20 protein-coding genes are annotated in these 26,098 nt (G+C 43.8%); 9 read left to right on the forward strand and 11 right to left on the reverse strand.

What is annotated here, in order from left to right; all coding sequences use genetic code 11:
- The first annotated feature begins 85 nt into the window (after nt 1–85).
- Together OH455_RS10285 and luxQ are read left to right on the forward strand one after the other, a co-directional pair.
- A complete protein-coding gene (locus OH455_RS10285; protein ID WP_269981292.1) occupies nt 86–1,183 on the forward strand; it encodes an autoinducer 2-binding periplasmic protein LuxP in 1,098 nt (365 codons plus the stop codon).
- Nucleotides 1,183–3,753, forward strand: coding sequence for a quorum-sensing autoinducer 2 sensor kinase/phosphatase LuxQ (luxQ, locus tag OH455_RS10290; protein ID WP_269981293.1), 2,571 nt, complete (start codon nt 1,183–1,185; stop codon nt 3,751–3,753). Before OH455_RS10285 ends, luxQ begins: the two co-directional genes overlap by 1 nt.
- Here the strand turns inward: luxQ and OH455_RS10295 are convergent.
- The 6 genes from OH455_RS10295 to yccS form a co-directional block, all read right to left on the reverse strand.
- The gene (locus OH455_RS10295; RefSeq protein WP_269981294.1) at nt 3,739–4,404 is read right to left on the reverse strand and encodes a PilZ domain-containing protein; all 666 of its coding nucleotides are present in this window, start codon (nt 4,402–4,404) and stop codon (nt 3,739–3,741) included. The genes luxQ and OH455_RS10295 overlap by 15 nt on opposite strands.
- 108 nt (nt 4,405–4,512) lie before the next feature.
- Nucleotides 4,513–6,045 carry a glycerol-3-phosphate dehydrogenase gene (gene glpD, locus OH455_RS10300; protein ID WP_269981295.1) on the reverse strand — a complete coding sequence of 511 codons (1,533 nt, stop codon included), beginning with the start codon at nt 6,043–6,045 and terminating at the stop codon, nt 4,513–4,515.
- A gap of 214 nt (nt 6,046–6,259) precedes the next feature.
- A complete protein-coding gene (locus OH455_RS10305) occupies nt 6,260–7,519 on the reverse strand; it encodes a hydroxymethylglutaryl-CoA reductase (protein ID WP_269981296.1) in 1,260 nt (419 codons plus the stop codon).
- A gap of 88 nt (nt 7,520–7,607) precedes the next feature.
- Nucleotides 7,608–7,886, reverse strand: a complete 279-nt coding sequence (locus OH455_RS10310; RefSeq protein ID WP_269981297.1) for a hypothetical protein — start codon at nt 7,884–7,886, stop codon at nt 7,608–7,610.
- 56 nt (nt 7,887–7,942) lie between these two features.
- Nucleotides 7,943–8,104, reverse strand: a complete 162-nt coding sequence (locus OH455_RS10315; RefSeq protein ID WP_269981298.1) for a hypothetical protein — start codon at nt 8,102–8,104, stop codon at nt 7,943–7,945.
- A gap of 183 nt (nt 8,105–8,287) precedes the next feature.
- Nucleotides 8,288–10,468, reverse strand: a complete 2,181-nt coding sequence (gene yccS, locus OH455_RS10320) for a YccS family putative transporter (protein WP_269981299.1) — start codon at nt 10,466–10,468, stop codon at nt 8,288–8,290.
- 200 nt (nt 10,469–10,668) lie between these two features.
- Between yccS and helD the strand changes: the two genes are divergently transcribed.
- Both helD and cutA read left to right on the forward strand, forming a co-directional pair.
- A complete protein-coding gene (gene helD / locus OH455_RS10325) occupies nt 10,669–12,735 on the forward strand; it encodes a DNA helicase IV (protein ID WP_269981421.1) in 2,067 nt (688 codons plus the stop codon).
- Between the two features lie 15 nt (nt 12,736–12,750).
- Nucleotides 12,751–13,071, forward strand: a complete 321-nt coding sequence (cutA, locus tag OH455_RS10330; RefSeq protein ID WP_269981300.1) for a divalent-cation tolerance protein CutA — start codon at nt 12,751–12,753, stop codon at nt 13,069–13,071.
- Here the strand turns inward: cutA and OH455_RS10335 are convergent.
- Nucleotides 13,035–13,655, reverse strand: a complete 621-nt coding sequence (locus OH455_RS10335) for a DUF2238 domain-containing protein (RefSeq protein WP_269981301.1) — start codon at nt 13,653–13,655, stop codon at nt 13,035–13,037. The genes cutA and OH455_RS10335 overlap by 37 nt on opposite strands.
- A 231-nt stretch (nt 13,656–13,886) precedes the next feature.
- Between OH455_RS10335 and OH455_RS10340 the strand changes: the two genes are divergently transcribed.
- Nucleotides 13,887–14,726: an isopenicillin N synthase family dioxygenase gene (locus OH455_RS10340; RefSeq protein WP_269981302.1), complete on the forward strand. Its 840-nt coding sequence runs from the start codon at nt 13,887–13,889 to the stop codon at nt 14,724–14,726.
- 133 nt (nt 14,727–14,859) lie between these two features.
- Complete coding sequence (locus tag OH455_RS10345; protein ID WP_269981303.1) at nt 14,860–15,477, forward strand: DNA-J related domain-containing protein; 618 nt, start codon at nt 14,860–14,862, stop codon at nt 15,475–15,477.
- Nucleotides 15,478–15,510: 33 nt separating this feature from the next.
- Here the strand turns inward: OH455_RS10345 and OH455_RS10350 are convergent, their stop codons facing one another.
- From OH455_RS10350 to OH455_RS10365, 4 genes are all read right to left on the reverse strand, one after another.
- Entirely contained in the window at nt 15,511–17,166 is a 1,656-nt protein-coding gene (locus tag OH455_RS10350; protein WP_269981304.1) for an ABC-ATPase domain-containing protein, read from the reverse strand.
- 71 nt (nt 17,167–17,237) lie between these two features.
- Nucleotides 17,238–19,151 (reverse strand): sensor domain-containing phosphodiesterase, encoded by a 1,914-nt coding sequence (locus OH455_RS10355; protein WP_269981305.1) that lies wholly within the window; start codon nt 19,149–19,151, stop codon nt 17,238–17,240.
- Nucleotides 19,152–19,382: 231 nt separating this feature from the next.
- The gene (gene fabV / locus OH455_RS10360) at nt 19,383–20,573 is read right to left on the reverse strand and encodes an enoyl-ACP reductase FabV (RefSeq protein ID WP_269981306.1); all 1,191 of its coding nucleotides are present in this window, start codon (nt 20,571–20,573) and stop codon (nt 19,383–19,385) included.
- Nucleotides 20,574–20,646: 73 nt separating this feature from the next.
- Nucleotides 20,647–21,246, reverse strand: a complete 600-nt coding sequence (locus OH455_RS10365; protein WP_269981307.1) for a GDSL-type esterase/lipase family protein — start codon at nt 21,244–21,246, stop codon at nt 20,647–20,649.
- On the opposite strand from OH455_RS10365, the gene OH455_RS10370 reads away from it, so the two are divergent.
- The 3 genes from OH455_RS10370 to OH455_RS10380 all read left to right on the forward strand — a co-directional run bounded on the left by OH455_RS10370 (nt 21,245) and on the right by OH455_RS10380 (nt 26,089).
- Nucleotides 21,245–21,919 (forward strand): ABC transporter ATP-binding protein, encoded by a 675-nt coding sequence (locus OH455_RS10370; RefSeq protein WP_045976926.1) that lies wholly within the window; start codon nt 21,245–21,247, stop codon nt 21,917–21,919. The genes OH455_RS10365 and OH455_RS10370 overlap by 2 nt on opposite strands.
- Nucleotides 21,919–24,360, forward strand: a complete 2,442-nt coding sequence (locus tag OH455_RS10375) for an ABC transporter permease (protein WP_269981308.1) — start codon at nt 21,919–21,921, stop codon at nt 24,358–24,360. Before OH455_RS10370 ends, OH455_RS10375 begins: the two co-directional genes overlap by 1 nt.
- A 289-nt stretch (nt 24,361–24,649) precedes the next feature.
- The gene (locus tag OH455_RS10380) at nt 24,650–26,089 is read left to right on the forward strand and encodes an FAD-dependent oxidoreductase (RefSeq protein ID WP_045976928.1); all 1,440 of its coding nucleotides are present in this window, start codon (nt 24,650–24,652) and stop codon (nt 26,087–26,089) included.
- Nucleotides 26,090–26,098: the final 9 nt, after the last annotated feature.

Below are 26,098 nucleotides of genomic sequence, written 5' to 3' on the forward strand. Positions count from 1 at the left end.
TGCAGTCGACCTAGTGGAGATAAAAGAGTATTCTCTAATAAATTAAAAACTAAAGTTAGCTAGGTATCCCGTAAGAGGACAAACAATGTTTAAAATAATGCTCTCATCAATAGTGGTCGTTGCATCAGCGACCAGTTATGCACACACCACGCAAGTTCTTAATGGTTACTGGCAATATGATGAGTACCTAAAATCTAACCCCGCGCAGAAACAGCTAACGGATGTGCTTTCAGAGATAGTGCGAAACGACCCAGCACCGATCATGTTGAAACAAGATAAACCGGTTTCGATCGCTGTGGTTTATCCAGGGCAACAAATTTCTGATTACTGGGTGAGAAACATTCAAGCGTTTGAAACTCGCCTCGAAAAATTAGGCATTAAGTACAGTATCAATCAGGTGTTCACTCGCCCTAATCTTGATGTAAGGCAGCAAAGCTTATCGTTGTTAGAGGCGGTACAAAACAAAACGGACTATCTCATTTTTACATTAGATACGACCCGGCACCGGAAATTTATTGAGCATGTAATCAGTTCGACAAACACCAAACTGATTTTACAAAACATCACAACGCCTGTGCGTGCATGGGATGATCAACAGCCTTTCATGTATGTGGGGTTTGATCATATCAAGGGAGCTCGTCTTTTGGAGCAATATTATAAAGACGCCATTCCGAAGGAGAGCCGCTATTCCGTACTTTATTTCTCTGAAGGTTACGTTAGCGATGCTCGAGGTGATACTTTTATTGAAGAGATGAGCCATCATGATTCTTATCAGTTATCTTCTTCTTATTACACAAGTGCTACTCGTGAATCAGGTTTCAATGCTGCCATGAAAGCTATTGAGAAGGACCCGAGTATTTCTTTTATCTATGCATGCTCAACTGACGTTGCACTCGGTGCCTCTGAAGCTCTTAAATCTATGAAAAGGAGAGATATCCTCATAAACGGCTGGGGCGGAGGAAGTGCTGAACTTGAAGCGATTGAGAAGGGTGATTTGGATGTCACTGTGATGAGAATGAACGATGATACTGGTATTGCAATGGCTGAAGCCATCAAATGGGATCTAGAAGGCAAAGACGTGCCTCATGTTTATTCTGGTGACTTTGAAGTCGTTACTAACGCTGACAGCTCGGAAAAAGTGAATAAGTTAAAGCAGAGAGCATTTAGGTACTCGGATCAATAATGGCATTATTATCACAGCGAGGCAGCAAAAGCCGCCTCGCCACATTACTTACCCGTTCGATATTCCTCACCATAGGGGTTCTCTCTTTGGTGATGGTATTTCAGAACTATCAGGTAAATCGCCAAGTCGTTTCCCAAGAGGTTGCGCGTTCAAAATTGCAGACGCAAAGCCTTGTGCAACAAATCTTCAACTTTAGACTTAAAGCTCTGGAGATTCAGCAAGACAGCTATAGCCGAAATGAATCATTAGTCGACGCCTTTGTCAGGTCAAATGTGACTGGGTTGGACCGATTTTTTAATGGTATTGATCAAGCTAAACCAGAACTCGCCCCAGATTTTCGTTTTATTACCTCTGAAAAAGAGATGGTCTGGGACGACTCCAATTATCAGTTTTACGGTATTTCGCCAGAGCAGTTATCACATCTAAGTAATGAAATGACCACAGGAGGGAGCTGGCATTTGTCACAGACTCCATCATTGTTGGGCACTCGTTACCTGATGATACGTCGAGTACCAATCATCAATATGATTTCTGGTGAAGTACTGGGCTATCTGCACATTGGTGTAGTGCTTAACAACAACTTCGCTCTAATTAACGCGTTATTGAAAGGTGGGAATGCCGACCAAGTTCTAATGTCTGTTGGATCAGAAGTCATCGCCTCGAGCACTAAAGACAAGGACTTTCGTCATATTGACTTTTTAGAGCAATCGGCTTCTGACTTGACTGCTGGCCAATACATGGTGTCTAAAACAGATCTAACGATCAGTAACGTTGCGACTTTTCTATCTGTCTATACCATTCAAGATAACAAGCCAATTGTTACTTTAGTGCACAGCCATTATATGTGGGTGGCGCTTGCAGGATTACTATTAATCTTTATTGCGATATATAGCCGGATCTGGTTAGGTAAGCGGGTATCCAAAGAACTGTTTAAGCTGATGAGCTATACCGAAAACACCGTTGAAGCAAAAGATACATATACATTTCCTGGATCGTCGATCGAAGAGTTTGACCAGATAGGGCATTCATTTGAACGCTCTTTTCACAGGTTAAGCGAGCAAGAGAAGCAATTTGCTGATTTGTTCAACTTCTCCCTTTCTCCGATTACTCTGTGGAATGTTGATGGTAAACTCCTGAGAATCAATCCATCTGCTGAGCGTAGTTTTAGAAGAGACACAGGTTCAGAACAGGATGATTACCATCTGTTAGTAGAAAAGCTTGGGCCGCATATTCGAATGTGTGCCAAGGGCGCGACGTTAACTGGTATTAACATTGCGATTCGAGACAAGACCTACCGCTGGAATCTATCTCCGATATTTATTGATAAAGGAATCGGAAATATCATGGCGCAAGGTCAGGACGTCACTAGCTTTGTAGAAGCAGAGATTCAAAGCCAAACCGCTAGAAAAGAGGCCGAGGAGTCGGCTCGGGTTAGGGCTGACTTCTTAGCTAAGATGAGTCATGAACTTAGAACGCCACTCAACGGTATTTTAGGCGTGTCTCAGTTGTTGAAAGGGAAGCTGTCTAATACCGAAGATATTGAGCATCTTGATGTGCTGTGTAATAGCGGCGAACACCTTCTTGCTGTACTGAATGATATTTTGGATTTTTCCAAAATTGAGCAGGGCAAATTCCATATCCAATCAGCGGATTTTAGGCTGATTGAGTTAATTAGCGCGGTTAAGAAAATTTATACGCCTCTTTGCGATGAAAAAGGTATTGGCTTCGAAGTCGACACCAATGTGAGTAATGCAACATTTGCGCACAGTGATCAGGTACGACTTAACCAGATTCTATTCAATCTAGTTAGTAATGCGATTAAATTTACTCATGAGGGGCATGTTACCGTATCACTGTATTGCAATGAAGATAATCACAACCCTCATCTCAATATCAGTGTCTCGGATACTGGAATCGGTATTGAGCGTGAGCGAATTTCGCATATTTTTGAACCGTTTGTTCAAGCCGAAACCACCACCACTAGAGAATACGGTGGGAGTGGCCTAGGTTTAGCTATTGTTCATAGTTTAGTTGAAATGTTGAATGGCCATATTGATATTGAAAGCTCCATTGGACAGGGCACTAAGTTTAGCTTGGTCGTACCAATAGAATTGACCGAGTCAGTTGAACAGATCGAAGCAAATACGTTGTTGGCAGATCCTGAGACGCTGTTTGATAGAACCCTAAAGGTGTTACTTGTTGAAGATAATCATACCAATGCGTTTATCGCTAAAGCGTTCTGTGAGAAATATGGTATGGAGGTGATTTGGGTTCAGGATGGGCACAATGCGATTAGCCATCTGAAGAAGTCAGAAAACATAGATTTAATCTTGATGGATAACCAACTGCCAAACCTCGGTGGGATTGAAACGACCAAAATTATCCGTGAGGACTTGCAGTTAGACATCCCAATATTCGCCTGTACGGCGGATGGAATGCAAGATACTAAACGTGCGTTTTTAAGTGTTGGTGCCGACTATGTGATCGTCAAGCCGATCAAAGAGCTCGCGTTGAATCAGGCGTTCATTCATTTCAAAGACGAATTCCTTACCAAACTAGAAGAGTGTTGACAACGCAGATTGCTCAAGTAGTTCTTGCTTTAGTTGGTCCGAGAGTTGAATGTTTTTATTGAATTTGACACCGAATCGATGGCCTTTCTTTTCTTTCTGAATACCGACAATCGTATATCTTAGGTCTTCTGGGAGTAGCTCATCCAGTGGAGTGTACAACTCTATAGTGCTGCTTTTGCTTAATTCACTCTCACCTGAAATGAAAAATGCGCACCCAGACACTGAAAAATCAACCATCGTTGCTTTGTAGCTGACGGTATTGGATTTGATTTCAATAGGAAAATCCATAGCGTATCGCTCGTGCTCGCGTATAGGTTTGGAAGCAAAGTGCTGAGGCAAACGGAGGAAAATCAGAGGCACGGGTGAGCTGATTTGAGAAATAACAGAGGTTTTAAATGCAACGACATGGCCAAGTTTGGTGTTCGTTATTCCCCTTATCACGATTGATGCATTGTTTATTTTTCTCATGACAAGTGATTCAATCACTTTCTGAGGTAAATCAATGATGAGAAATTGATTGGTTTTGCAGCCGATGTAGTGAGTGTTAAATGGGTACTGATCGGCAGGGCCAAACTCAATGGTTGCAGAGAATCGCATTCCAGGGATAAGTAATTTAACAAGCTCAGTTGCGGTGTCTTTTACAGAGGGCATGGTAGAAATATCTTAAGTATTATTTTAACGACATCTGTTTAAATATACTCCCTCTGTGAATAAGTGTAACTTCTGAAGCTAAAAACAGGGGGCTTAGCCCCCAATTTGTTATGCACATTGTACGTGGATACTGTAATCTGTTCCATCGAGATAGTTTTCAATAGCTTGATAACATTCTTGGTCGCACAATAGATGAAGCTTACTTCGGCGTTTTAAAACATCTTCAGCATTGGTGCCCAATTCATGCTTTACCAGGTAATCGATCTCTATCTGGTAAATACCCTCAGCGAACTTAATACCTAGATCTTGTTCAGTTGACACACTGGCAAGCAGTTGTTGGACTCGACTCCCATATGCGTGAAGCCAGCGCTGGCGTGTGTCATTATCGATAAATGGAACTTGCTGAGATAATCGAGTGTCCATCTCGTCCCAGTTGAAGTTTTCTCCGCCTGGAAGTGGCGCCTCTTTCGTCCACGATTCTTTCAGATTAAAGTAAGGAGAAAGGTGCTGCATTGCGGACTCAGAGAGCTTTCTGTATGTGGTTAATTTTCCGCCAAAAATAGACAGTAAAGGGGCTTCGCCTTCTTTATGATCCAACGCTAAGGTGTAATCTCGGGTGATGGCTTGCGGTGAATCAGATTCATCATCACAAAGTGGTCGGACGCCGCTAAAGTCACTAATGATATCGTCAATAGTAATTTGTTTACGAAAATGCTGGTTAGTAACATCGATCAGGTATTGTTTTTCTTCATCGCTAATCGCGACTTTACGAGGATCGCCTTTGTATTCAACATCGGTGGTACCGATCATTGAGAACTTGCCGAGATAAGGGATCACAAACACAATGCGGTTATCTTCATTTTGCATGATATAAGCTTGTTCTTCATCATGAATTTTTGGAACGATGATGTGAGAGCCCTTAATCAAGCGAATACCGTAAGGAGAGGGTAGTTTTGTGTTTTCTGTTAGGAACTCTTTAACCCAAGGGCCAGTGGCATTAACCAAAGCTTTAGCTTTTCTGAAGAAGGTCTTGCAGGTACGTTGGTCATACAGTTCAACGTGCCAGATGCCCTCGATACGCTGCGCTTTCGTTACCTGACAATAGTTGCTCACTTCTGCACCCAGCTCTTGAGCTTGGATGACGTTAAGTATTACTAGTCGCGCATCGTCAACCCAGCAATCAGAGTATTCAAAGCCCACTTTGAGTTCAGGTAAGGTAACATTCTGGTTATCTAATTGGATTTTCTTACTACTCGGTAAAGAAGTGCGCTTTCCCAGATGGTCATAGAGGAATAAACCCGCTCTGATCATCCATGCAGGGCGAAGAAATGGTCGGTGGGGCAACCTAAAACGCATGGGAAAAGCAATGTGTGGTGCTTTAGCAAGCAAGACTTCACGTTCTGCTAAAGCTTCACCCACCAAGCGGAATTCATAATGTTCTAGATACCTAAGTCCACCATGAATCAATTTTGAACTGGCTGAAGATGTCGCACCGGCAAAGTCCTTAGTTTCATAAAGGCCAACTTTTAGGCCACGACCAGCGGCGTCTACAGCGATACCAGCACCATTGATACCACCACCGACGACGATCAAGTCTAGTAATTCTTGTTCTTTCTGTTCTTTTAAGTAACTAATGGTCATCTTTTCGTTTCCTAATGTTCGTACGAGCATTTGTTTTTCGGAATATAATCATATTGTAGTCGATGATGTTAGGTTTAACCTAAAGAAATATGATCTAGATCATTCATGAGAAAGAATTGCGAAAGCAAAACGAAATTTTTTATGAAAAATGAAAGTGTAAAGAATAAAAAAAGCCCTCGACTAGGCGAGGGCTAACGATAAGAAAGTTCGATTGTTATCTGGCGAGCTTTTGGTGAGCTTTAGAGAAATGTCCCGCGCAAAATGCACCTACGATGGAAAGTTCACCAGCGAGACAAAGCACAGCCGATACTTCTGCTAGAGCTTTAGCATTACCTGAGCCATATAAACCCATGAGCTCTAAACAGGCTTTTTGGCTAGGTAGGTGAGTTCCTCCACCCACAGTACCCACCATGAGATTTGGCAGTGTAACGCATGCATAAAGGCCACCTTGCTTATTCATCTCCATGCGTGTGATTCCTATCGCGGACTCCGCAACACAGGCAGCATCTTGACCACAAGCAATATACAAAGCTGCTAGTGCATTGGCGTAATGTGCGTTAACCCCAATAGATCCACTTAATGCGGCTCCTGTGGTCGTCATCTGGCCAAACTTGACCATTTTTTCTGGTGTAGTGTGGAGAAATTTTTCAACCAACTCTTTTGAAAGGTTGACTTCGGCTGTGACCTTTTTGCCACGCACATGACGCAAAGTATGGGTATTAGGCTTTTTGTCTCCTGAGAGGTTGCCATCAAGGAACGCATCCTCAGGTTCAATAGGTGAATGCGCAAGTATGTAATTGAAAACTTCGTTGGTCGCGATTGTGACCATATTCTGCCCAGAGGCGTCACCAGTATAGAACTCGAATACAAGGTAAACGTGATTGCCTTCTATATTGACGTTAATATCGTGAAGTTGTCCATGCGACGTCGTAGACTCCGCGACTTGCTTAAAATGGTCGTATTGCGTAACCACCCAAGCGACAAACCGACCTGCATCGACGAGTTGTTGAAACTCGAATACTGGTGTTCTAGTCACACCTTCATTCAATAACATGGCACTTGCGCCGCCAGCGGCTGTAATCAATTGAGCACCACGGTTGTATGAAGCAACCAAGGCGGCCTCGGTCGTGGCTAGAGGCACATGATAATCTCGTTTGGCGTGGAGGCCATTGACACGCAATGGTCCCGCGACACCTACAGGTAGTTTTACTGTACCTATAAAGTGCTCAATGTTCTTGTTGTACACATCTGATTGTTGGGCTGTGACCGGATCGAGCAATGCTTCCTTGGATGTAAATGCGCCTAGTTTATCCCATCGCTTGACTATGTTCTTTTCAGAAATATAAGGGCTGGGCGTTAAACGTATTGCAGTGCGCTCGAAGTGGGGTTTGAGTTGTTGTTCAAGGTGATCGGATTGTGGCCCTTGGTTGAAAACAGTATCGTTGTCACGGTGAGACAAATTGAGTTTAGGCATGGCGAAAACAAAATGAAAATTATCAGTGGATTCTAGCGTCTCTGGGCGGGAAGACAACTGCTGTTTTACTATCGATTCAAATTTAACGCTATACGTGTATATCTAGCAGTGTTCCTATCATGTCCTGATCTCGTTGCAGAACATTAGTGCCTATATGGCTGTATTGTTCAGCCTGAGTCAGTTTGAATAAAGGCTCTATCTCCGAGGGCTCTGGTTGTTTAAATTCAACCTTGTTGAACTCATAGGAGTCGTCTTTTTGAACAGGAGGAGTGTGCTGGGCCTGATTGATTTCACGTGCAGCTTCATCTGCCATGTTCGATGACTGCTTAATCAGCTGATAGCCGGCCTGTACTGAGGAAACTGACATAGACACCCCCTGTATAATGTAAGCTTAAGGTGTGTTTGCGTTTTTGGCAAGTTGTGCTACGAAAACAGACTAGCGATGAGCTTTTGCTCTTCATCTGTAATCAGAACACGGTTCGAACCTTCCAGTGTTTCTGTAATTTCGCCTCTGAGTGTATGTAACTGTTGTGGACTCAAAGTTTTTATTTGCTGTTTGAACAGTTCAAACTGTTTAGAGTTCATAGTCTGCTGCCTCCGAATCAATCTAGACTTTTGGCTCGAAAAGCAAGAGATGCTTCCTTTCATCTTCTTACTCCCGTAAGAATCATGTCACTCTAGTTTATGGAAAAGTGGTTAAATTATGTCCGGGTAATGTCAGGGAGTGTAAAGAAAAGGTGAGGTGGGCAGCATTGCTGCCCACTTTAATTAGTGTTCCTTGTTGGTAGTGTCTGAATGACTCACGCGCACTGCGAACTTGCTTGCCAATGAATGTAATTCTGGAAGCATTCGGTATATTAGATACAATTGCTGCAAAACCATTTTTGCCGAATTGTCATCTTCTTCACGCCATTCAGCCAATCTAGCCTCTAGCGCGGGATCGTCAATTGTGGTGGTATCACAACTATCACAATGATCGTTCAACTGATTGAACAAGACATCTAGGTGCTGATGAATCACTCGGTGTGCGTCGAGCACAAGTCTATGCGTATCCTCATCATTGATTCTTGTCCTGTGTGCACCTAATGCTGAAATATAGCTTAGCAAGGCATGACTGAGTGTTAGAAAGCGAAAACTCTCGTCGACAGCGGATCGATAACGCCCTGGTTCTGCCAACATGGAACTGATGGCATTGGTCAGGTTTGCGTCGTGGTTGTGAGCACTTCTTCTTGCTATTCGATAGGTTAAACTATCTTTTTTACCAATCCGATATTGGCCGATTATCTGTGCGAGATAGCTGCGATTTGCTTGAATCGAATCGGCCATGGCAATGTGGAGCCGCTTTGATTGCCAGTCAGGCAGAATAAGAGCTACAGCGACTACTGCCAAAGCGCAGCCAATAATCGTATCGGCCAAACGTGGTAAGACAACAGCATAGCCGTCTCCAAGTTGGTGGAAGCAGAATAAAACCAACACAGTGATGAAGCCCGTTGCGTAACCATAATTTGCCAGTCGGAAAGCAAAGAACGCAACACCGGAGACGACAATAAAGACTAATTGGCTTTCCTGAGAAGGAAAAAAAGTTAACAAGGGTACACCAATCAGTAAGCCCACAATGGTGCCTAGCACTCGAGCAACGAGTTTCTGTCGCGTAGCACTGTAGTTAGGCTGACATACGAACAAGGTTGTCAGCAGGATCCAGTAACCTCTTTCGATACCGAAAGCTTGGATGATGCCATAACCAGCAGTGAGGGCGATAGACATCCGAATTGCATGACGAAACAACATCGAGTCTTGATTTAGATTGGATGTGATACGTAGCCACATCGCTTTAAGTGTGTGAACCTCTGTATCATCAAGTACATCTTCTTCTAGTGCACTAGCATCGGGGTTAGTGATGTTGCTAAGCTGCTTTTCTACTGTCGCGAGGTTTTTGAAAAGGTAGCTGAGCTGATGTATAAGGGATTTCCACTGGGGATTATTTTGTTCCTGTAGATGCGTAAGAGAGCTCATTAACTCATCCAAGGCAACGACGGAGTCCTCGCTGTGTTGATACTCTTTGCCTAATCGGATGGCTTGAGCGACGTTTCGACATGCTTTGGCTTGGGTTTCCAGTAAATGTTTAAATCTGAACAAGACATCTGAGCGTCCAAAGTGTTCAGCCAACTCCTGATAACGGTAATGACTTGAGCTGACGCGTTCATGAATATCCTGTGCAAGAAAGTAAATATTGAGAAATCGGTCGCTTGCAGCATCAACATGCCCCCGTTTTGAACGGCTTAGCAATGTAGCTTTACACAGATTTAATGCTGTGACAGTGGCTGCGTTTAGCGTCGCTTCCTTAATCCGGAATGGTTGCGGCTCTAGATTGGTTACAGGGTGGAATAATTGACTTCTTGACTCAAGGTAGTTGGCCAACTGAAGAAAAACGGTCGCTAAGCTTTGTTGAACAGGTTGCATTGGCCACAATGCTGACCAAACAATCGACATAAAAAAATACCATGCTGCGCCCGAAAGTAACATTATGGGTTGTAGCCATATGTTGGTGCTCTCATGGGCGCCTAGCATTGTATATATGGCGATAAGCAATGATCCAAACGCAATACTGGCGTATCTAGGGCCAATCGCGCCTAGCATGATAAAGCCAAATGTGGATACAAATAGCCCTAAGGCAAAGAGTATAGGGGTATCAAATAACAGCTCAATCGATAATGACGCGATGGTAAAACACGCCAATGTTAAAGTGATCGATTTGAGCCGGCCGCTGAATTTATCATCATTTTCGGCCAATGCTGCCGCAATAACGCCGAGAATGAGAGGAATGATGTAAGCGTCAATGGGGTAATACCAACTGGGAATGACCACTCCCAGCAGAGTCACCATAATAAGCAGGCTGTAGTTAATGGTTTTGTTTACCCAATAAAGGCGGAGCTGGCTAAAAAATTGCACGTTATCGATTCTTAGAGTTGCTGCAGATTAACTATTGTATCTAATAGTCAATGGTAAACTTCTGATACAGATAAAGAAACAAGTGTGTTTGATTAACTTTTCTACACAGTGAGCTAAGCAGGAGATATTGACAGTATCTTTTCATTCTTCAATCCGGTTGAGTTATCATGGCAGCAATTGAATTCAAGGGCAAAACAAGAATGCAGCTAATCGCCAACAAGACTGCGCAATATCTCATCCAAAATGAGTACCATCAGGTTTCTATAGAGTCTGACTTTCTCGTATTATGTTCCGCAACTTGTGAAGAGCGAATTCCATTTAACGTTTGGAATGGCAAAGTGAAGCTCAAGCGAGGGTTGTGTTGGGGAGGCTTGCAGTTCTTTGCACACCCAGAAGATGGCCGACAGCATTCTTGGTTGATTCAGGGATTACCTTGGGAATCGTGCAGAGAGTTTGCCAGACTGGCTGTCGCCTCTTATCAGAAATGGCACCATCACCAATGTACACAGCTTAATAAATTCCTACCTGAGTGGGAAATGGAAATTCGAGGGTTTGAACGTCAACCTTCTTTTTTGACGCATTCGACCGTAAATACTTGGCTTGATAAGCTGAATCGTGATTTCTATAGCATGGATATGGTACTTGAAGACGCCATATTGAGAATGCCAGAAAGAATGGCCACTGTGTTACCGTGGATCGCGCAAACCGATGAAGTTATCGCCTCGCGTAATCGGGATTGGATGGTGACGGAACTTGATAATTGGAAAGTGCTTTTTTCGCAAATAGAATCTTCGCCACTTAATTTGTCCCAACAACAAGCGGTTTTGCTTAATGATGATAATAACCTCGTTTTAGCTGGAGCAGGATCAGGTAAAACCAGTGTTTTAACGACAAGGGTTGCTTATCTATTACAGAGCCATCTTGCACAGGCTGAGGATATACTCATGCTTGCGTTTGGGCGAGATGCGGCTGAGGAAATGAAGCAGCGTCTTGAGAACAAAATAGGTTTGAGTGCAGAGAGTGTTACTGTAAACACATTTCACCAGTTAGGCTTAAAAGTCCTCAATCACGTTGAAAAACAGCCTGTCACTATTTCTCCCATTGCGTTAGATGATAATCTCAAAAGTGCGTGGTGTGTTGATTGGCTTAAAAAGCACTGGATGACGCCTACGGCTTTTAAACGTTGGCAAAAACACCTTCAAAAATGGCCAATAGCCTATTTAGCTGGGGATGATGAGCTCGGCAGTCATGTAGAAAACCCCAAATTGATCGCTTGGCTAAACAAACAACTCACGCAACTTTCAGCCATGGGTTGTACAAAGAAAGAGATCCAGCAAAAGCTAGTGGAACATAGTGATTATACGCGATTAAACAGTGAACTCGCTCTTGTATGGCCCTGTTATCAGGCATGGCTTGAGATGCTTAAATCAGAAGGCCACATTGATTTCAATATAATGATCACTCAAGCGACAAAGCATGTGAACAAAGGTAAGTTTCATTCGCCTTGGAAGTACATTATGATCGATGAATATCAGGATATCTCACCTCAACGCTTGGCCTTAGTTGAAGCATTATGTAACCAGAAGGATGAGCGCAATTGTGTGTTGTTTGCTGTAGGGGATGACTGGCAGTCCATTTACGAATTCGCGGGTGCAGATGTTGATCTGACGACAGGATTTGCAGAGCGGTTCCCGCACTCAACGATACATCACCTAGATACAACTTATCGCTTTAACAATCAGATAGGCGAAGTAGCGAACCAATTTGTACAACAAAACCCTTCTCAATTGGTTAAAGTGCTGCAAAGTCATAAAGAGCAAAAATCAAAAGCCGTTACTTTAGCGCCGAGTAGTTCCGTTGAGAACATCTTAGATGAACTCAATCACAAAGCCAAAGGCACTCAGACAGTATTACTCCTCGGCAGAAATCATTATCACAAGCCAGAACTTCTTTCTGAATGGCAGAAACAGTTCGCTTTGCTGTCGATTGAATTTATGACCTGCCATGCAAGTAAAGGTAAGGAAGCCGATTTTGTCATTGTACTTTCTGTTGATGAAGGTCAGTTTCCTGCTCGCGTTAAAGCTCTCCACATTGATGGCGCGCTAACGCAGTCGGGTGATACTTTCCCTTATGCTGAAGAGAGACGATTGTTTTACGTCGCGTTAACTCGAGCAAAGAAAAAGGTATGGGTAACATACACGGGACTAGGTTCTAGTTTCGTCAAAGAGCTGATTGAACAAGATTATCCGGTAATAGTTAAGAAATAGAGCGGTGAATTAAGTATGAGTGAACAGTTCTGCATTGCGCTAACGACTACAAATAATGATGAAATCAAACAGAAAATCATCGACTTAATATTGAAAAAAGGACTGGCGGCCTGCATTCAGACCATGCCAGTCAATAGCCATTATATTTGGGAGGGTGAAGTATGCTGTGACAACGAAAGTCTGTTGATCATCAAAACCCAAAAAGCCTGCTACGCGGAGCTTGAACAAGTGATCGTTTCCAACCATAACTACGAGGTGCCTCAAGTTGTTCAAGTTCCTTTTAATGAAGGGTTTAATCCTTACCTTACTTGGATTGAAGAAAGCACCCGCTGCTGAGAAACCAGCAAGCTTAGAGCAGTAAGCGCCCCGAGCGTGTCCATAAGCATGTCTTTTTGCGCATCCCAAATATCACCCTGAGAACCTAAAAACGCGATGCCTTCGTCGCCTCCTGCGAGCGCTGCGTACCACCACTCCACTATTTCATAGCCTGCAGCCAGAGACATGATTGCAAATAGAGCAAAAGCGGTTGCTAGCTTTGTGTTCATTAATTGTTTTTTGATTAAGTATTCGGCAATAGGGTACGCGTATAACCCAATAGAAAAGTGCGCCACTCGATCAAAATGGTTTCTTTCTGAACCGATTAAGTTGCTAAACCAATCAAATGGTACTTCAGCAAATGTGTATTTGGCGCCGATGGTGTGCAATGTCAGCCAGATAAACATCAGACAGTATGCGGTTTTAGAAAACTGAAATTGGCGCGATACAAGCCAGATAAGTACCAGAATCGCAATTGCGGGAATGATTTCAGCTATCCAAACTGCGCGCGAAGATGGCTCGAAAGCGGAAAACAAAAAGACCAGAACGTAGGCAGCAGTTAAACCACTTAAAAGCGAAAATGAAGACCTGTTGTTAGAGTTCATTGTAAGATTTCCTCAATACATTTCTCTATATATTGCCACTTAATAAAACGGTGTTCAATTGCTCATTTGAACGTTTTCGTCAACTGATAATTAACTATTTATGTTGAAACGCTTAAACATCGCACATTTAACACTCAAACTGTCTGTTTCATTTCATCAAAGTTTGATTTAGCTATATGTCACACTTAAAATCTCCGCTCAAACTATTAAATAACTACTCAAAGTAAAGCCATGAAACTGGAAACTGTCGATTACCTCGCTGAAGATGCTGCTCAGCAATTTGTTACCTCACTGCGTGAGACTGGATTCGGTGTATTGAAAAACCACCCGATTCCTAAAGAGCTTGTCGAGTCTATCTATGAGAACTGGTATCAGTTCTTTATGACTGAGCGCAAGAACGAGTTTACTTATAATGTTGAAACCCAAGACGGTTACTTCCCACCTTCAGTTTCTGAAGTCGCAAAAGGGCATACCGTTAAGGATATTAAAGAATACTTCCACGTATATCCTTGGGGTCAAATGCCAGAAGAGCTTAAAGAACAGATCATGGATTACTATGATCGTGCCAACAAGTTTGCTCAAGAGCTATTAGGCTGGGTTGAAGCTTATGCACCAAAAGATGTGCAGGAGAAATTCTCTGTTGCCTTGTCTGACATGATTGATGGGAGCGACAAAACGCTGCTGCGTGTTCTTCATTACCCACCAATGACTGGTGAAGAAGAACCAGGTGCAATCCGTGCAGCGGCGCATGAAGATATTAACCTTCTAACGGTTCTTCCAGCAGCGAACGAACCAGGTTTGCAGGTGAAGAGTAAAGAGGGTAGCTGGATCGATGTGCCATGTGATTTTGGTAGCCTGATCATTAATATTGGCGACATGCTTCAAGAAGCATCGGGTGGTTACTTCCCATCGACAACGCACCGAGTGATCAACCCAACCGGTGCACGTCAGGAAACGTCACGCATTTCGCTGCCTCTGTTTCTCCACCCTAAACCAGACGTTGTGTTATCAGAGCGCCATACCGCCGACAGCTACCTAATGGAAAGACTACGTGAACTAGGGGTAATTTAATCCCTCGTTACTGAGAAAGGGCCAGCAATAGCTGGCTCTTTTTTTGGGGTCGCGATCCTCAAATCTGAGATATTCACTCGACAAACGGTGTATTTTGGATTTTCATTAGAAATAAACCCCAATCAGAGTACATATGAACGAGCATCAGGAAGTCGCGGCCCAGTTCCAGCAGTATATGGAAAACCCTCTACTGTGGCCTATTATGGAAATTCTCAAAAAACAGCCTTCAGGATGGAAAGTTCATACACTATCTTCCCATCTCAGCGAGCTAGAGCTACTGCCAGTGCTAGACGGTTCGCCCGAGAAAGACCTCTTCAAACGCAATTTTCTTATTATGAACGCATTGTACCAATTACAAGAGACCTTGTACCCAGACAATTGGCTTCAGGTGCAAGCGATGGATATCGTGCTGATGCCTCAATCTAGAGTCTTTGGACATGAAGTTGATCATGAAGATCCTTTGCGTGATTATTATCTCGATTGGCATAATTACGAAGCAGAAGAGGGGGAAGTCAAGAGGCTGCTGAATGAGTTCTGGACTCGTTATCGTGAATTTGTTGGCAGTACTAACGGCGGTGACATGGATCGAGCGAAAGCGTTGTCGTTGTTTAAACTTCCACACGACGCGAGCCCAACGGAAATCCGCAAAACTTGGCGTAAACTTGCGCTGAAATGGCACCCCGATAGAGAAAACGGAGATAGTGATCGCTTCCGCGTACTTTGTGAAGCTTGGCATGTATTAAGACATTGAAAAAAGCGCCTTATTGAATAAGGCGCTTTTTCGTTAATTTGCTGATTTGAACTGCGATTTTCTCATTCGGTTCAAAGCTGCCATCGCATCTACGGTGCGTGGTTTGGCCAAATCACCCTGATTCGGCATGTTCTTAGACCAATCACCTTCAAGCATTGTCTGTATTTCCTTAGCTGGATTGGTCGACCAGCCTGGCAATTGCGCTAGCTGAAACCACAACCAACCGATGGCGTTAATTTCAGAGCTGGATTCCAGTTGTTCCAGCGCAGACAGGTCGGTAAACTCTTTACCAAATCGTAAAGAGTCGACGCCTTTTGCTGAAACGCGAAATTTACCATCGGCGAGAATTTTTTGTAGAGCAACTCGATTCAAAGATCTTGGTCGGAATGTCTTGAGCTCGTTCTCACACTCGTTGTTTCGTTCTGTAGGGTGTTGTTTTACAACTTGGCGTGCTTTTTCCGTGACATCGACGGCTTGATAATCATGCATTTGAATCACAGTATCAGCTACGTCTAGGTAATCGCCAGAACCCCCCATAACAATAACCGTTGACACGTCAAGTTCGTCACGCAATTGACCAATGCGGTCAACCAAAGGCGTGATTGGCTCGTCGCCCTTACTAACTAAGGCTTGCATGCGCTCATCTCGGATCATGAAGTTTGTTGCGGATGTGTCTTCGTCAATCAGAATACCTTGAACGCCAGCCTCGATTGATTCCTGTAGCCAAGCCGCCTGAGAGGTTGAACCTGATGCATCTTGCGTCGTGAAATCTTCGGTATCACGTTGCATTGGAAGATGATTGATATAGTTAGCAAGATTGAGACTATGTACGCATCGACCGTCTTCTGCTCGAATCTTCATTGCATTTAGATTCGTCACAATGCGCTCGCGGCCATCACCCGGAATATGATTGTAAATGGAACGCTCTATGGCATTCAGAAGAGTAGATTTACCGTGGAATCCACCACCCACGATTAAAGTAATGCCTTTATAGATGCCTAAACCAGTGATTTCGCCTTGGTTTGGTGTTTCGATAGTCACCTGCAAAGACTCTGGTGCAGTTAACGCGACTGCGTCTTTCATGGGTAAATCACAGTTACCAGCAACTCGAGGTAGAACAGAACCATTACCAACGAACGCAACCAAGTTATACTCATCTAACTTACTGCGAATGAATTCTTGGTCTTCAACGATTTGACAGTGGTGAACCAGTGCTTCTTTATCCAATTCACGCTCTAGTGTGGCACGACGGATAAATTTAGGTAAGTGGAAGGTCAGGATGTTGCTCGCCTTTTTACCCAATACCGAGCGGCCTTCGGCTGGAAGATTAACGCGGAATCGAAGTTCGATACCTTCGTCTGTGAATAACACGGAAGTGCTATCCATAACAGTTTGACCAGTAAGGGCGATACTTACGCTGTTTTCTTGCTTGGCGAACTCAGCAAAACTACGTGCAATGAAATCACGTGCTGCTACTTGATAAGCACAGGACGTTTCGCGTAGCCACTGCAATCCTGTCAGTGACCATGGTCTAACCGCTCTCACTCGCGACGCTGAAGCGTAAGGGTCTGCCTGAACATGGTCGATGAAAAAGGCGTAATCGCCGAAGTCATATTGACCTTTTATCTGCTGATAAGCGCGATAATTCTGTTTTTCGATTTTTTTTAACGTAGCGGTTAGCTGGTCCATAAGACGTTCTCAAGCGAGATAAACAAAGGCGAGGATTATAAGAATCGCTCGCCACAGAGTAAAGGATTAAGCTACTGATAGGTAATGTTTGTATTTCCTGGGTAGTTTTGGCTCAATAGACTGGTTTCAAATTCGTCGCATGGCATAGGTTTAGCGTAGAAGTAACCTTGCCCATATTCACAACCTTCGCTAATGATAAAGTCTTCTTGAGTTGCGCTTTCTATGCCTTCCACCGTAACGGCGAGGTTTAGCTTTTTAGCAACATGGATGATTGATCTGACGATCTCTTTATCTTCTTCGCTTTCGTCTAATTGTTGGACGAAACTTTTATCTACTTTAATGGCATCAAATGGAAACTTCTTCAGGTAATTAAAGGATGAGTATCCTGTGCCAAAGTCATCAAGTGACAGTGTCACTCCAAGGCGATTTAAACCGGTTAAGGTATTGTGTGCTATGGCTTCATCAGCGATCAAGCCGCTTTCCGTAATTTCAAGCTCGAGGAATTTTGCTGGTAGTTGGTAGGCATTGAGTAGATCTTCGATTTGATCTATAAAATTCGGATTCTTTAGTTGGATAGCGGATACGTTGACGGCAATCTTAAAGTCTTCTACGTATGTCATCCAGTCCGCAGCTTTCTGAATGGCCGCTCTAAGTACGAAGCTGCCTACCTCAAAAATCAGGCCATTTTGCTCAGCCATATGAATGAGAGTTTCATTAGAGATATCGCCTAAAATTGGATGTCGCCATCGAAGCAGAGCTTCAGCGCCTGTCCACTTATGTGTCATTGGTGATACTTTCGGTTGGAAGTAGAGCAACAAATCATCGTTACGAACCGCTTGGAGTAAATAGCTTTCCATCTGATTGATATGTTTCTGAATATCGGCGATGGCTTGTGAGTAATAGCTGAATTTGTGTCCCGAGTCTTTGCACGATTGCATCGCTTCAGAGGCGTATTTGAGTAGACTCTTTGGGCACAGTGTATCCTTAGTGGTGCTGATGCCAATATAAGCATTGAGATGTAGTTTATCACCATCGATATCAAATTCGGATTGACTTATTTCAACCAGCTGATGGCATAGTGAGCCTAAATCGTTGTCGAGCTCAGAGGATTCTAGCAGTAAGACTAAATCGGTCGATGTCGGACGGGAAGTTAGGAGTTGATACTGACTTAAGTCGCCCAGTCTTTTGCTGAATTGGACCAACACGGTTTCCCACGAGCTGTAGCCGTATTTTGATTGGATCCTTCGGCCATTTGTAAAGCCAATATGAATGGCCGCCGCTTGCAGTGAAGGGCTGATGCCTACGTCTTTGATGAAGTGATCCGCTTCGTGTTCAAGGGCGGAGCGATTTAAAAACCCAGTACCTAAATCGTGTCTTTGCTGATAGCGGATTTTTTGTTCAGCGGCACGTCGTTTGTCTATTTCTTGGTTCAAAGAATAGTTGAGATCGACAAGATCCTGCGTGCGAGTGTGGACTCTGGATTTGAGCTCTAAGTTGAGGTGTTTGAGCTTTTCATTTTGATATAGAGTTTTTAGTTGTGATTCGATTGAGTCACGAAAGCTCTCAATCAGCTGTTGATAAGTTTCGGAAAAATGATTTTCCTTGTTATCAAGCACACAGATTGTGCCGAAAGTATCTCCATTTGGCCAGTTGATCGGTACGCCACAATAAGCCAGCATACCAAATTTAATATCTGGATTATTTTGCCATTGAAGGTCAATTTCGGCGTTCGGAACAATGAGTTGGCTCTGTTTATTAACCACGGTTTCACAATACAAGCCTTGTCCCAAGGTTTCTGAGTCACCGATGCGATAAGGGTGTTGCCCATTGTTGTTTGATGAGTAAACTTCGATATGTTTGGGGTAAATACGCATAACTAATGCAGCAGGCACCGACACAATCTCAGCAAGCAGGTCGACAATATTTTGCCAACCACTGGTCATTTCATCAGGAATGACCAAGTTTGTGGTATTGATTTTTGACATACATTTTTTATCCCTGGCCGCTTAGCCTTCTATTTGGGCAATCCTAGCCCTTATGGTAATAATAGTCGCTAATTAGTCAGGAGCCCTAGAAGGAAGCATGATAGGGAGACAACCTTTGTTCTTATTATTAAGAAGGACAAATGCTACGGATAAAAAAAAGCCCTGTCAGTAAAGTAGGGCGTTTGTTGTCTATCTGTCTTACTTGTAAGACGATCACTGTAGCCAAAAACGCTACGAGATAAACTCACTCAGTTCAACGGGTTTGGTATAATCAATGTCACTAAATCCAAACCCGTTAATGCTGAGAAACTCTGTCTTGAAACCTTCATAGTCACCGAGCTCTTTGAAATTGTTGCGATTCATATTTTCAAGTAGAAGACTGACTTTCGCCTGAATGTTTGTGTCTAGCTCCCAGTCGTCCATTCTTATCAAGCGTTCATTGTCAACGGGAATAACGTTTCCGTTATACAGTTTTTCGCAGAATAAGCGTTGCATCTGCTGAATACACCCTTCGTGTAAGCCTTCTTTTTTCATCACCTGATAAAGCGCTAGGATGTAGGGAGAGAGTCCGGGAATAAAAACGCTCGCTTTAGTCACTAATGCTTTGCATACAGTGGCGTAAGCACCACCACTAAAGTTTGCCATTTTGAGGTTTAAGGCGTGACTAGTTTGATGTAAGTCGATTTTGGCCCGCCCGAGCGTACCATCAAGATAGATAGGATGAGTTGCTTCTGGGCCCACGTATGAAAAAGCGATGGTTTGACAACCTTGAGCGATAGACTCAGAGTTAATGAGCGTATCTATCCAAGATTCCCAATCTTCGCCTCCCATTACTCTCCGTGTTGACTCTGCTTCTTCTTCCGAAGCGGGCGTAAGTGTGGTTTCAATCCATTGGTCACGTTCAAGGGAAATGGAGACACCAGACACGCTTTGACCTATTGGCTTAATTGTTGAACGCCAGACATCTTGGCTATTGGGTACAGGTCTAATGCCGCTGGCAACACTATAGACAACCAAATCCACTTCGCCTTCAAAATAGGTTTCAATCGCTTCTATGACTGTTGATTTTGTTTGCGGGGAAAATGCGTCACCTTGAATGTTGATCGCTACGCGGCCTTCTTTTTGTGCGTGCTTTTTGAAAAAGGTGTTATTGAAATAGCCTGCAGAGCCCACCGATTTTTCAGATGGTTCACGTTCAAATGAAACAGAAATGGTATCGGCCTCGGCACCCCCAAACGTCAAAGCAATACGTGACGCGAGTCCGAGGCCTGACGAACCACCTATTATTAATATGCGTTTAGGGGCGTTTTTGATCGGCTTGGCTTGGCGTGCGTATTCAATTTGTTGGAGAACAGATTGCTCGCACCCTAATGGGTGGGCAGAGCGAGCTATCACGCCTTCGATGACTGGTTGAATGATCATGGAAACATCCTTTTCAATACGGAGTTTCGCAACATTAACGTAAAGCTGGGTAAATTTTATTGAGCTAGACCAATTAGAGATGATTAATTAGTTCATTGGCAACAAATTCTGCTATCCAAAGTTGAGCGTCTGCTTTTGGATGGAGACCATCGTCCATCATCCATTCGGGCCTAGTAATGACACCTTCAAGGAAAAACGGCAGTAACGGAACGTTAAGCTGCTTTGCTGTTGCTGGGTACACTGCGGAAAATGCCTGAGTGTAGCGTTTCCCATAGTTTGGGAGCACGTGTATCTGCATCAATAATGGTGCTGAGCCAGCGTCGCGTATCATACTGATCAGTTGAGTGAGGTTACTCTGAATTAGTTTGGGTGGGAAACCTCGTAAGCCATCGTTGGCACCAAGCTCAATCAGCACCGAATCAGGTTGATGCTCTTTTAACAATTCAGGCAAACGTGCTAAGCCGTTACCTGTCGTATCACCTGAAATACTGCCGTTAATGACAGTCAGATTTTTACCTTTTTGGGTCATAACACCAGGCAACAATGTAGGCCATGCTTTTTCAATTGGCATCTGATAGCCTGCACTTAGGCTGTCACCTAAAATCAAGAGCTTGGTGGCACTTGCTGGGTTAACGAAAAAAAGAACAAATACAAAGGAAAGTAATCGAAACATGCATGCATCCGTAATTAAAGCTGAATCACTATCCAAAGTAGTCTCTACTAATCAGGAACAATTAACAATCCTGGAAAATGTAAATCTTGACATCAAGGAAGGCGAGAGTGTTGCCATCGTGGGCACTTCTGGAGCAGGTAAATCGACGTTAATGACCTTGTTGGCTGGGCTCGATACCCCCACTTCGGGTGAGGTGTGTTTACTGGGTAAAACACTGAATCTATTAAATGATGAAGAACGGGCGGCCATTCGCAGTGAATCCGTGGGTTTTGTATTTCAGAGCTTTATGTTGATACCCAGCCTCAGTGCATTGGAAAACGTCACCTTACCTTGTTTGTTAAAAGGTGAAAATGAAGATGTTGAACGTGCCAAAGCCTTATTGACATCGGTGGGTCTAGAACATCGAATTCATCACTCACCATCCCAATTGTCTGGTGGCGAGCAACAGCGTGTAGCTCTTGCTCGTGCGTTTATGGTCCAGCCTCAAGTACTGTTTGCCGACGAACCAACCGGTAATTTAGATCAGCAAACGGCAGCTAGAGTGGTAGAACTGCTTTTCGAACTGAATAAACAGCACGGGACGACTTTGGTACTTGTTACACATGATATGAAGCTAGCAGAGCTGTGTGATCGCCGCGTTCATATTCAGGCGGGACATCTGGAGGAATCGTAATGGGAACGACTAATCCTCCAGCGCTAAATCGTCGACTTTTTTCATGGAGTTTGAGTGAAATCCGATATGGTCAGCTTTGGCCTGTGTCGATTGCTCTTACACTCATTATTGCCTGCATTTTCGCTTTAACTGCCCTTGCTGAACGAATGGAACAAGTTATCGTTAAACAGGGAAAGGAGGCATTGACGGCTGACACTGTTTTTGCCACAGCAAATCCAATCCCCGAAATGCTCTACAAAGTAACCAATGATGCTGGGCTTTTAACGTCAACTCAAACTCGTTTTGCAACCATGGCGTTTAGCGATCAGAGTATGAAACTGATTAGGGTGAAGTCAGTTGATAGTGCTTACCCATTACGTGGTGAGATGGTGCTGTCAGATGACAAACAAGAGTTCAACACTGTTAAGCCCGGCGAGTTATGGCTTGATGAACGACTTTTCTCTCAATTAGAGGTTACCATTGGTGGCAGTGTCACGGTTGGTGATGCTGATTTTACCGTTACCGGTCGTATTGTTGAAGAACCCGGTTTAAGTTTTAATCCTTTCCAGCAGATGCCTTCAGCATTTATCCACAATTCTGATTTAGACAAGACAGGTGCAGTCCAGCTAGGAAGTCGAGTTCGTTTTAGCTTGTTTATCAATGGTGAAGAATCCGATATTGAACAGGTTAAACAGTCAATTGAGCTCACTCCAAGTGACCGCTGGCGTGATCAAAATAGCGCGAGCCGAACCAATGAAGTGTTTCAGCGCACTGAGCAATACCTGTCCTTAACGGTGGCAATTGTTGTCATCATGGCTGCAACCACCTTAGTTTTGACCTGCCAGCATTACGTCGCAACGCGTCGGAAAACTATCTCAATGCTGAAAAGCCTTGGCGCTAGTAAGCGATGGATTGGTCGTTGGCTCGGTATGCAGGTTATGATTTTACTGACCAGTGCATCGGTCATCGGAGTCATCATTGGTATCGTGCTTGAATACTTGCTTCGCATACCGCTTGTCGATTTGCTACCCAACCCTCTACCGAGTTATGGGTTACAACCTGCTTTTGTGTCAATTTTCACCAGCATCTTAATTGCGGTACCAGCATTGGGTATTCCTCTGCTAAGCCTTTTAAATGTGAGCGCAGTAGATGTCATGCAACCTCAGGCGACAACCAATAAAGATCGTAAAATAAGCTTGTTGGTATTGGTGCCCATTGTGCCGATGCTGTTTGTTTATCGCGAAAACACGCTGGTTTGGATTGTTTTAGGGGGCATGATTGCTTTATTTGCTGCGCTTGCGGTAGTGAGTTTATTTATCACCAGAATGTTGGGACGCCTCCCATTATCGACGTCATTAAAACTTGCACTGAGTCGAATTAACCGCTCTTCACTAGCGACTGGTATCCAGTTTGGTGCTTTGGCTCTGTCATTGATGTTGCTGGCCGTTATGTGGCTGGTGCGCACCGACTTGTTGTCTGATTGGCAAAAAACGATTCCTGAAAATGCGCCGAACGCATTTGCTCTCAATATCGCGCCCTATGAAAAAGACGGCTATCTGGGTGTGTTAGATGAGAATAAGATTGAGCGTTCAATAGACTACCCAATTATTCGCGGCCGCTTGACCGAAATCAACGGTATTGATGCCAAAGATCAGGTTCAAGGGGAAGAGGGTAGCGATGTACTACGGCGAGAAATTAACTTTACCTTTGGTACAAGCATTCCCCAACACAACACTGTTCTCCAAGGGCAGTGGTCTGAAAGTAACGGTGTATCTGTTGAATCGGATGTTGCTGAGGACTTCAACCTCAATTTAGGTGATGAACTTACGTTTGTGATCAACAGCCAAGTGGTGAAAGCGAACGTGAACAGTATTCGCCAAGTTGAGTGGCGTGACATGAAACCTAACTTTTACTTCATCTTCACTCCCGATGTCCTAAAGAGCATTCCAGCCACTTATTTGGTGAGTTTTAGAGTGGAAGAGCAGCATAACGGTGTGCTTAATGAGCTATCCAGAAATCATCCAACAGTGAGTCTCATGGATATTCGGAGTATGGGCGAAAAAATTCAGCAATTACTCACTCAGATTGTCTGGTCTATCACGGTACTTGCTGCGCTGGGCGTTATTGCTGGTTTACTGTTGATATTCACTTTGTTGCGTTTGAGTTTGGGGCAGAGGCAATCTGAATTACAATTATATCGGACGTTAGGAGCGAGTAAAAAGCGAGTAACGAGAACTATTTGGGCAGAATATGGATTGATGGCTCTGGTGGCAGGATTGATAGCTACCATTGGTGCAGAAGCCGTTGTTGGGGGCATTATGTCATTTGGATTTGATCTTTCTCCCAGCCTTCATTTTTCACTTTGGTTTGCATTGCCATTAGTGGCGTTTTGCACACTTGCGCTGGTTGTGAACAGTCTGTTAAAACGACTGCTAGTCCCTATAAACAAAGACTTTAATTAGCGCCTCAGTGGTTAAGTTATCCAGTTATCCACAAAAACGGTGGATAAAGTTTTGGATAACTTAGCCTGTAGATAACTCTTCATTTGGTGCGAAGCCAATAAGCGTAATGTTTAGAGGATTTTTGTTATTCACAGTGACAATTTTTTGTGTTGTCACAGGATATGAGTCAAGACTTTTTTTTAATTTTTTTTACTTGAAATTGTCATATTTATCCCCTTCAAAAAATGTGATTTTTTTGGGTGTGCAAACACAGTAAAATGTCCTGAGAATGAATAAATTAGCAACATAAATGCAGCCTGATAATACAAAATTTGATACGCCTACTGTCGCTGTGATCGGTGGAGGCATTGCTGGTTCGACCGCTGCCTTGCACTTGGCGGAAATCGGTATAAATGTTGTGTTGCTTGAAAAAAGCAAAACTTTAATCAGCGGACCTCCGATTTGCCATTTACATGCTGGTGGAAATTTGTACAGAGAGATCTCGACTTCTCAATGTATCGAACTATTAAAACAATCCATTGAAACGGTTCGCCTATACCCGCATACCATCAATCGACGTCCAACCGTCATTGCTGTGCCTTATAGCGACGGTGGTAGTCCCGATGAGTTGTATGAGCGATTGATCACTATACAACGATGCTACCAGGATCTGGTGGATTCAGATCCAGCGAACCAAGTGTTGGGCAAACCTTGCGATTATTACAAGTTCTATGGTCGTGACGAATTGGAAGAATTAGCCAATCGTAGTCAACCTGAACAACCAAAACATGTTGACGACTGGGTGATACCATTCGCGAAATCAGCGGACTTGGAATCTTTGAAGTTTCCAGTGGTCGCCGTTCAGGAACATGGCTGGAGCGTATTTCGTATTGCAGCATCGGCTACACTGGCTCTTGACTCGATTCCAAACTGTCAGTTGCTTACCGAAACACAAGTGATTGGTCTTGAAAGTACTACTCAAGGTTGGAATGTGGAATACAGAAACACGAACGGCGAGGTCAGTGTTTTAAAAGTGGACTACTTGGTCAATGCTTGTGGTTACGAGACTGGAAGTATTGATGATTTAGCGCAGAAGCCGCGTGATCGCCTAGTCGAGTTCAAAGCAGCTTATGTAACGCGTTGGGATGAAAGCGACGAACTCTGGCCAGAAGTTATTTTCCATGGTCCAAGAGGAACACCCAAAGGTATGGCCCAGTTAACGCCTTACCCGAACGGCGTATTCCAATTGCATGGTATGACGAAAGATATCACGTTGTTTGATGACGGTTTGGTTGCTTCTGGTGAGCAATCTTCTCAGCCTACGCTTCCACTTAGGTTGAAACGTAAAATTCAACAAGGTTGGGATGAATCAGTGGTTTTGGAACGCACGAGACGCGCCATTGAACACATGGCTAATTTTGTACCTGGCTACAAGAACGCCTATGAGTTTGGTACGCCTTTATTTGGCGCTCAGCAGATCCCTGGCTCAGATGAGACGCTTCGAGCGGCAGATGTCACCTTCGAAGGACGTCATTATGCAAGGATTGAAGTAGTCAAAGGTTCCTCTGCTCTAGAAGCTGCTATCAAGCTAGTTGATGAGTGGTCGCTATTTGACTACAAGGGTGAGTCCATTGAGTCTCTTCACCCTGTTAGTATGGCATTGGACCCGAAAGTGATTGAATCCAAAGCGGAAGAATTGGCAACACTGCGAGATTACCCGCCAGAGCTCGCCAGTGTTTATGGGCAATAATGAAAAAGC

Origin of the sequence: Vibrio sp. T11.5 (assembly GCF_027587155.1) — a bacterium.
GTDB classification, from domain to species: Bacteria; Pseudomonadota; Gammaproteobacteria; order Enterobacterales; family Vibrionaceae; genus Vibrio; species Vibrio neptunius.

What these genes read in the sequence shown, in the direction of transcription:
- OH455_RS10350 (WP_269981304.1), bottom strand. Translation starts at nt 17,166, where the DNA reads ATGGACCAGCTAACCGCTACGTTAAAAAAAATCGAAAAACAGAATTAT.
- luxQ (WP_269981293.1), top strand. Translation starts at nt 1,183, where the DNA reads ATGGCATTATTATCACAGCGAGGCAGCAAAAGCCGCCTCGCCACATTA.
- OH455_RS10365 (WP_269981307.1), bottom strand. Translation starts at nt 21,246, where the DNA reads ATGTTTCGATTACTTTCCTTTGTATTTGTTCTTTTTTTCGTTAACCCA.
- OH455_RS10285 (WP_269981292.1), top strand. Translation starts at nt 86, where the DNA reads ATGTTTAAAATAATGCTCTCATCAATAGTGGTCGTTGCATCAGCGACC.
- OH455_RS10335 (WP_269981301.1), bottom strand. Translation starts at nt 13,655, where the DNA reads ATGAACTCTAACAACAGGTCTTCATTTTCGCTTTTAAGTGGTTTAACT.
- helD (WP_269981421.1), top strand. Translation starts at nt 10,669, where the DNA reads ATGCAGCTAATCGCCAACAAGACTGCGCAATATCTCATCCAAAATGAG.
- OH455_RS10355 (WP_269981305.1), bottom strand. Translation starts at nt 19,151, where the DNA reads ATGTCAAAAATCAATACCACAAACTTGGTCATTCCTGATGAAATGACC.
- OH455_RS10370 (WP_045976926.1), top strand. Translation starts at nt 21,245, where the DNA reads ATGCATGCATCCGTAATTAAAGCTGAATCACTATCCAAAGTAGTCTCT.
- OH455_RS10345 (WP_269981303.1), top strand. Translation starts at nt 14,860, where the DNA reads ATGAACGAGCATCAGGAAGTCGCGGCCCAGTTCCAGCAGTATATGGAA.
- OH455_RS10375 (WP_269981308.1), top strand. Translation starts at nt 21,919, where the DNA reads ATGGGAACGACTAATCCTCCAGCGCTAAATCGTCGACTTTTTTCATGG.
- OH455_RS10295 (WP_269981294.1), bottom strand. Translation starts at nt 4,404, where the DNA reads ATGCCCTCTGTAAAAGACACCGCAACTGAGCTTGTTAAATTACTTATC.
- OH455_RS10310 (WP_269981297.1), bottom strand. Translation starts at nt 7,886, where the DNA reads ATGTCAGTTTCCTCAGTACAGGCCGGCTATCAGCTGATTAAGCAGTCA.
- OH455_RS10305 (WP_269981296.1), bottom strand. Translation starts at nt 7,519, where the DNA reads ATGCCTAAACTCAATTTGTCTCACCGTGACAACGATACTGTTTTCAAC.
- OH455_RS10315 (WP_269981298.1), bottom strand. Translation starts at nt 8,104, where the DNA reads ATGAACTCTAAACAGTTTGAACTGTTCAAACAGCAAATAAAAACTTTG.
- glpD (WP_269981295.1), bottom strand. Translation starts at nt 6,045, where the DNA reads ATGACCATTAGTTACTTAAAAGAACAGAAAGAACAAGAATTACTAGAC.
- OH455_RS10380 (WP_045976928.1), top strand. Translation starts at nt 24,650, where the DNA reads ATGCAGCCTGATAATACAAAATTTGATACGCCTACTGTCGCTGTGATC.
- OH455_RS10340 (WP_269981302.1), top strand. Translation starts at nt 13,887, where the DNA reads ATGAAACTGGAAACTGTCGATTACCTCGCTGAAGATGCTGCTCAGCAA.
- cutA (WP_269981300.1), top strand. Translation starts at nt 12,751, where the DNA reads ATGAGTGAACAGTTCTGCATTGCGCTAACGACTACAAATAATGATGAA.
- fabV (WP_269981306.1), bottom strand. Translation starts at nt 20,573, where the DNA reads ATGATCATTCAACCAGTCATCGAAGGCGTGATAGCTCGCTCTGCCCAC.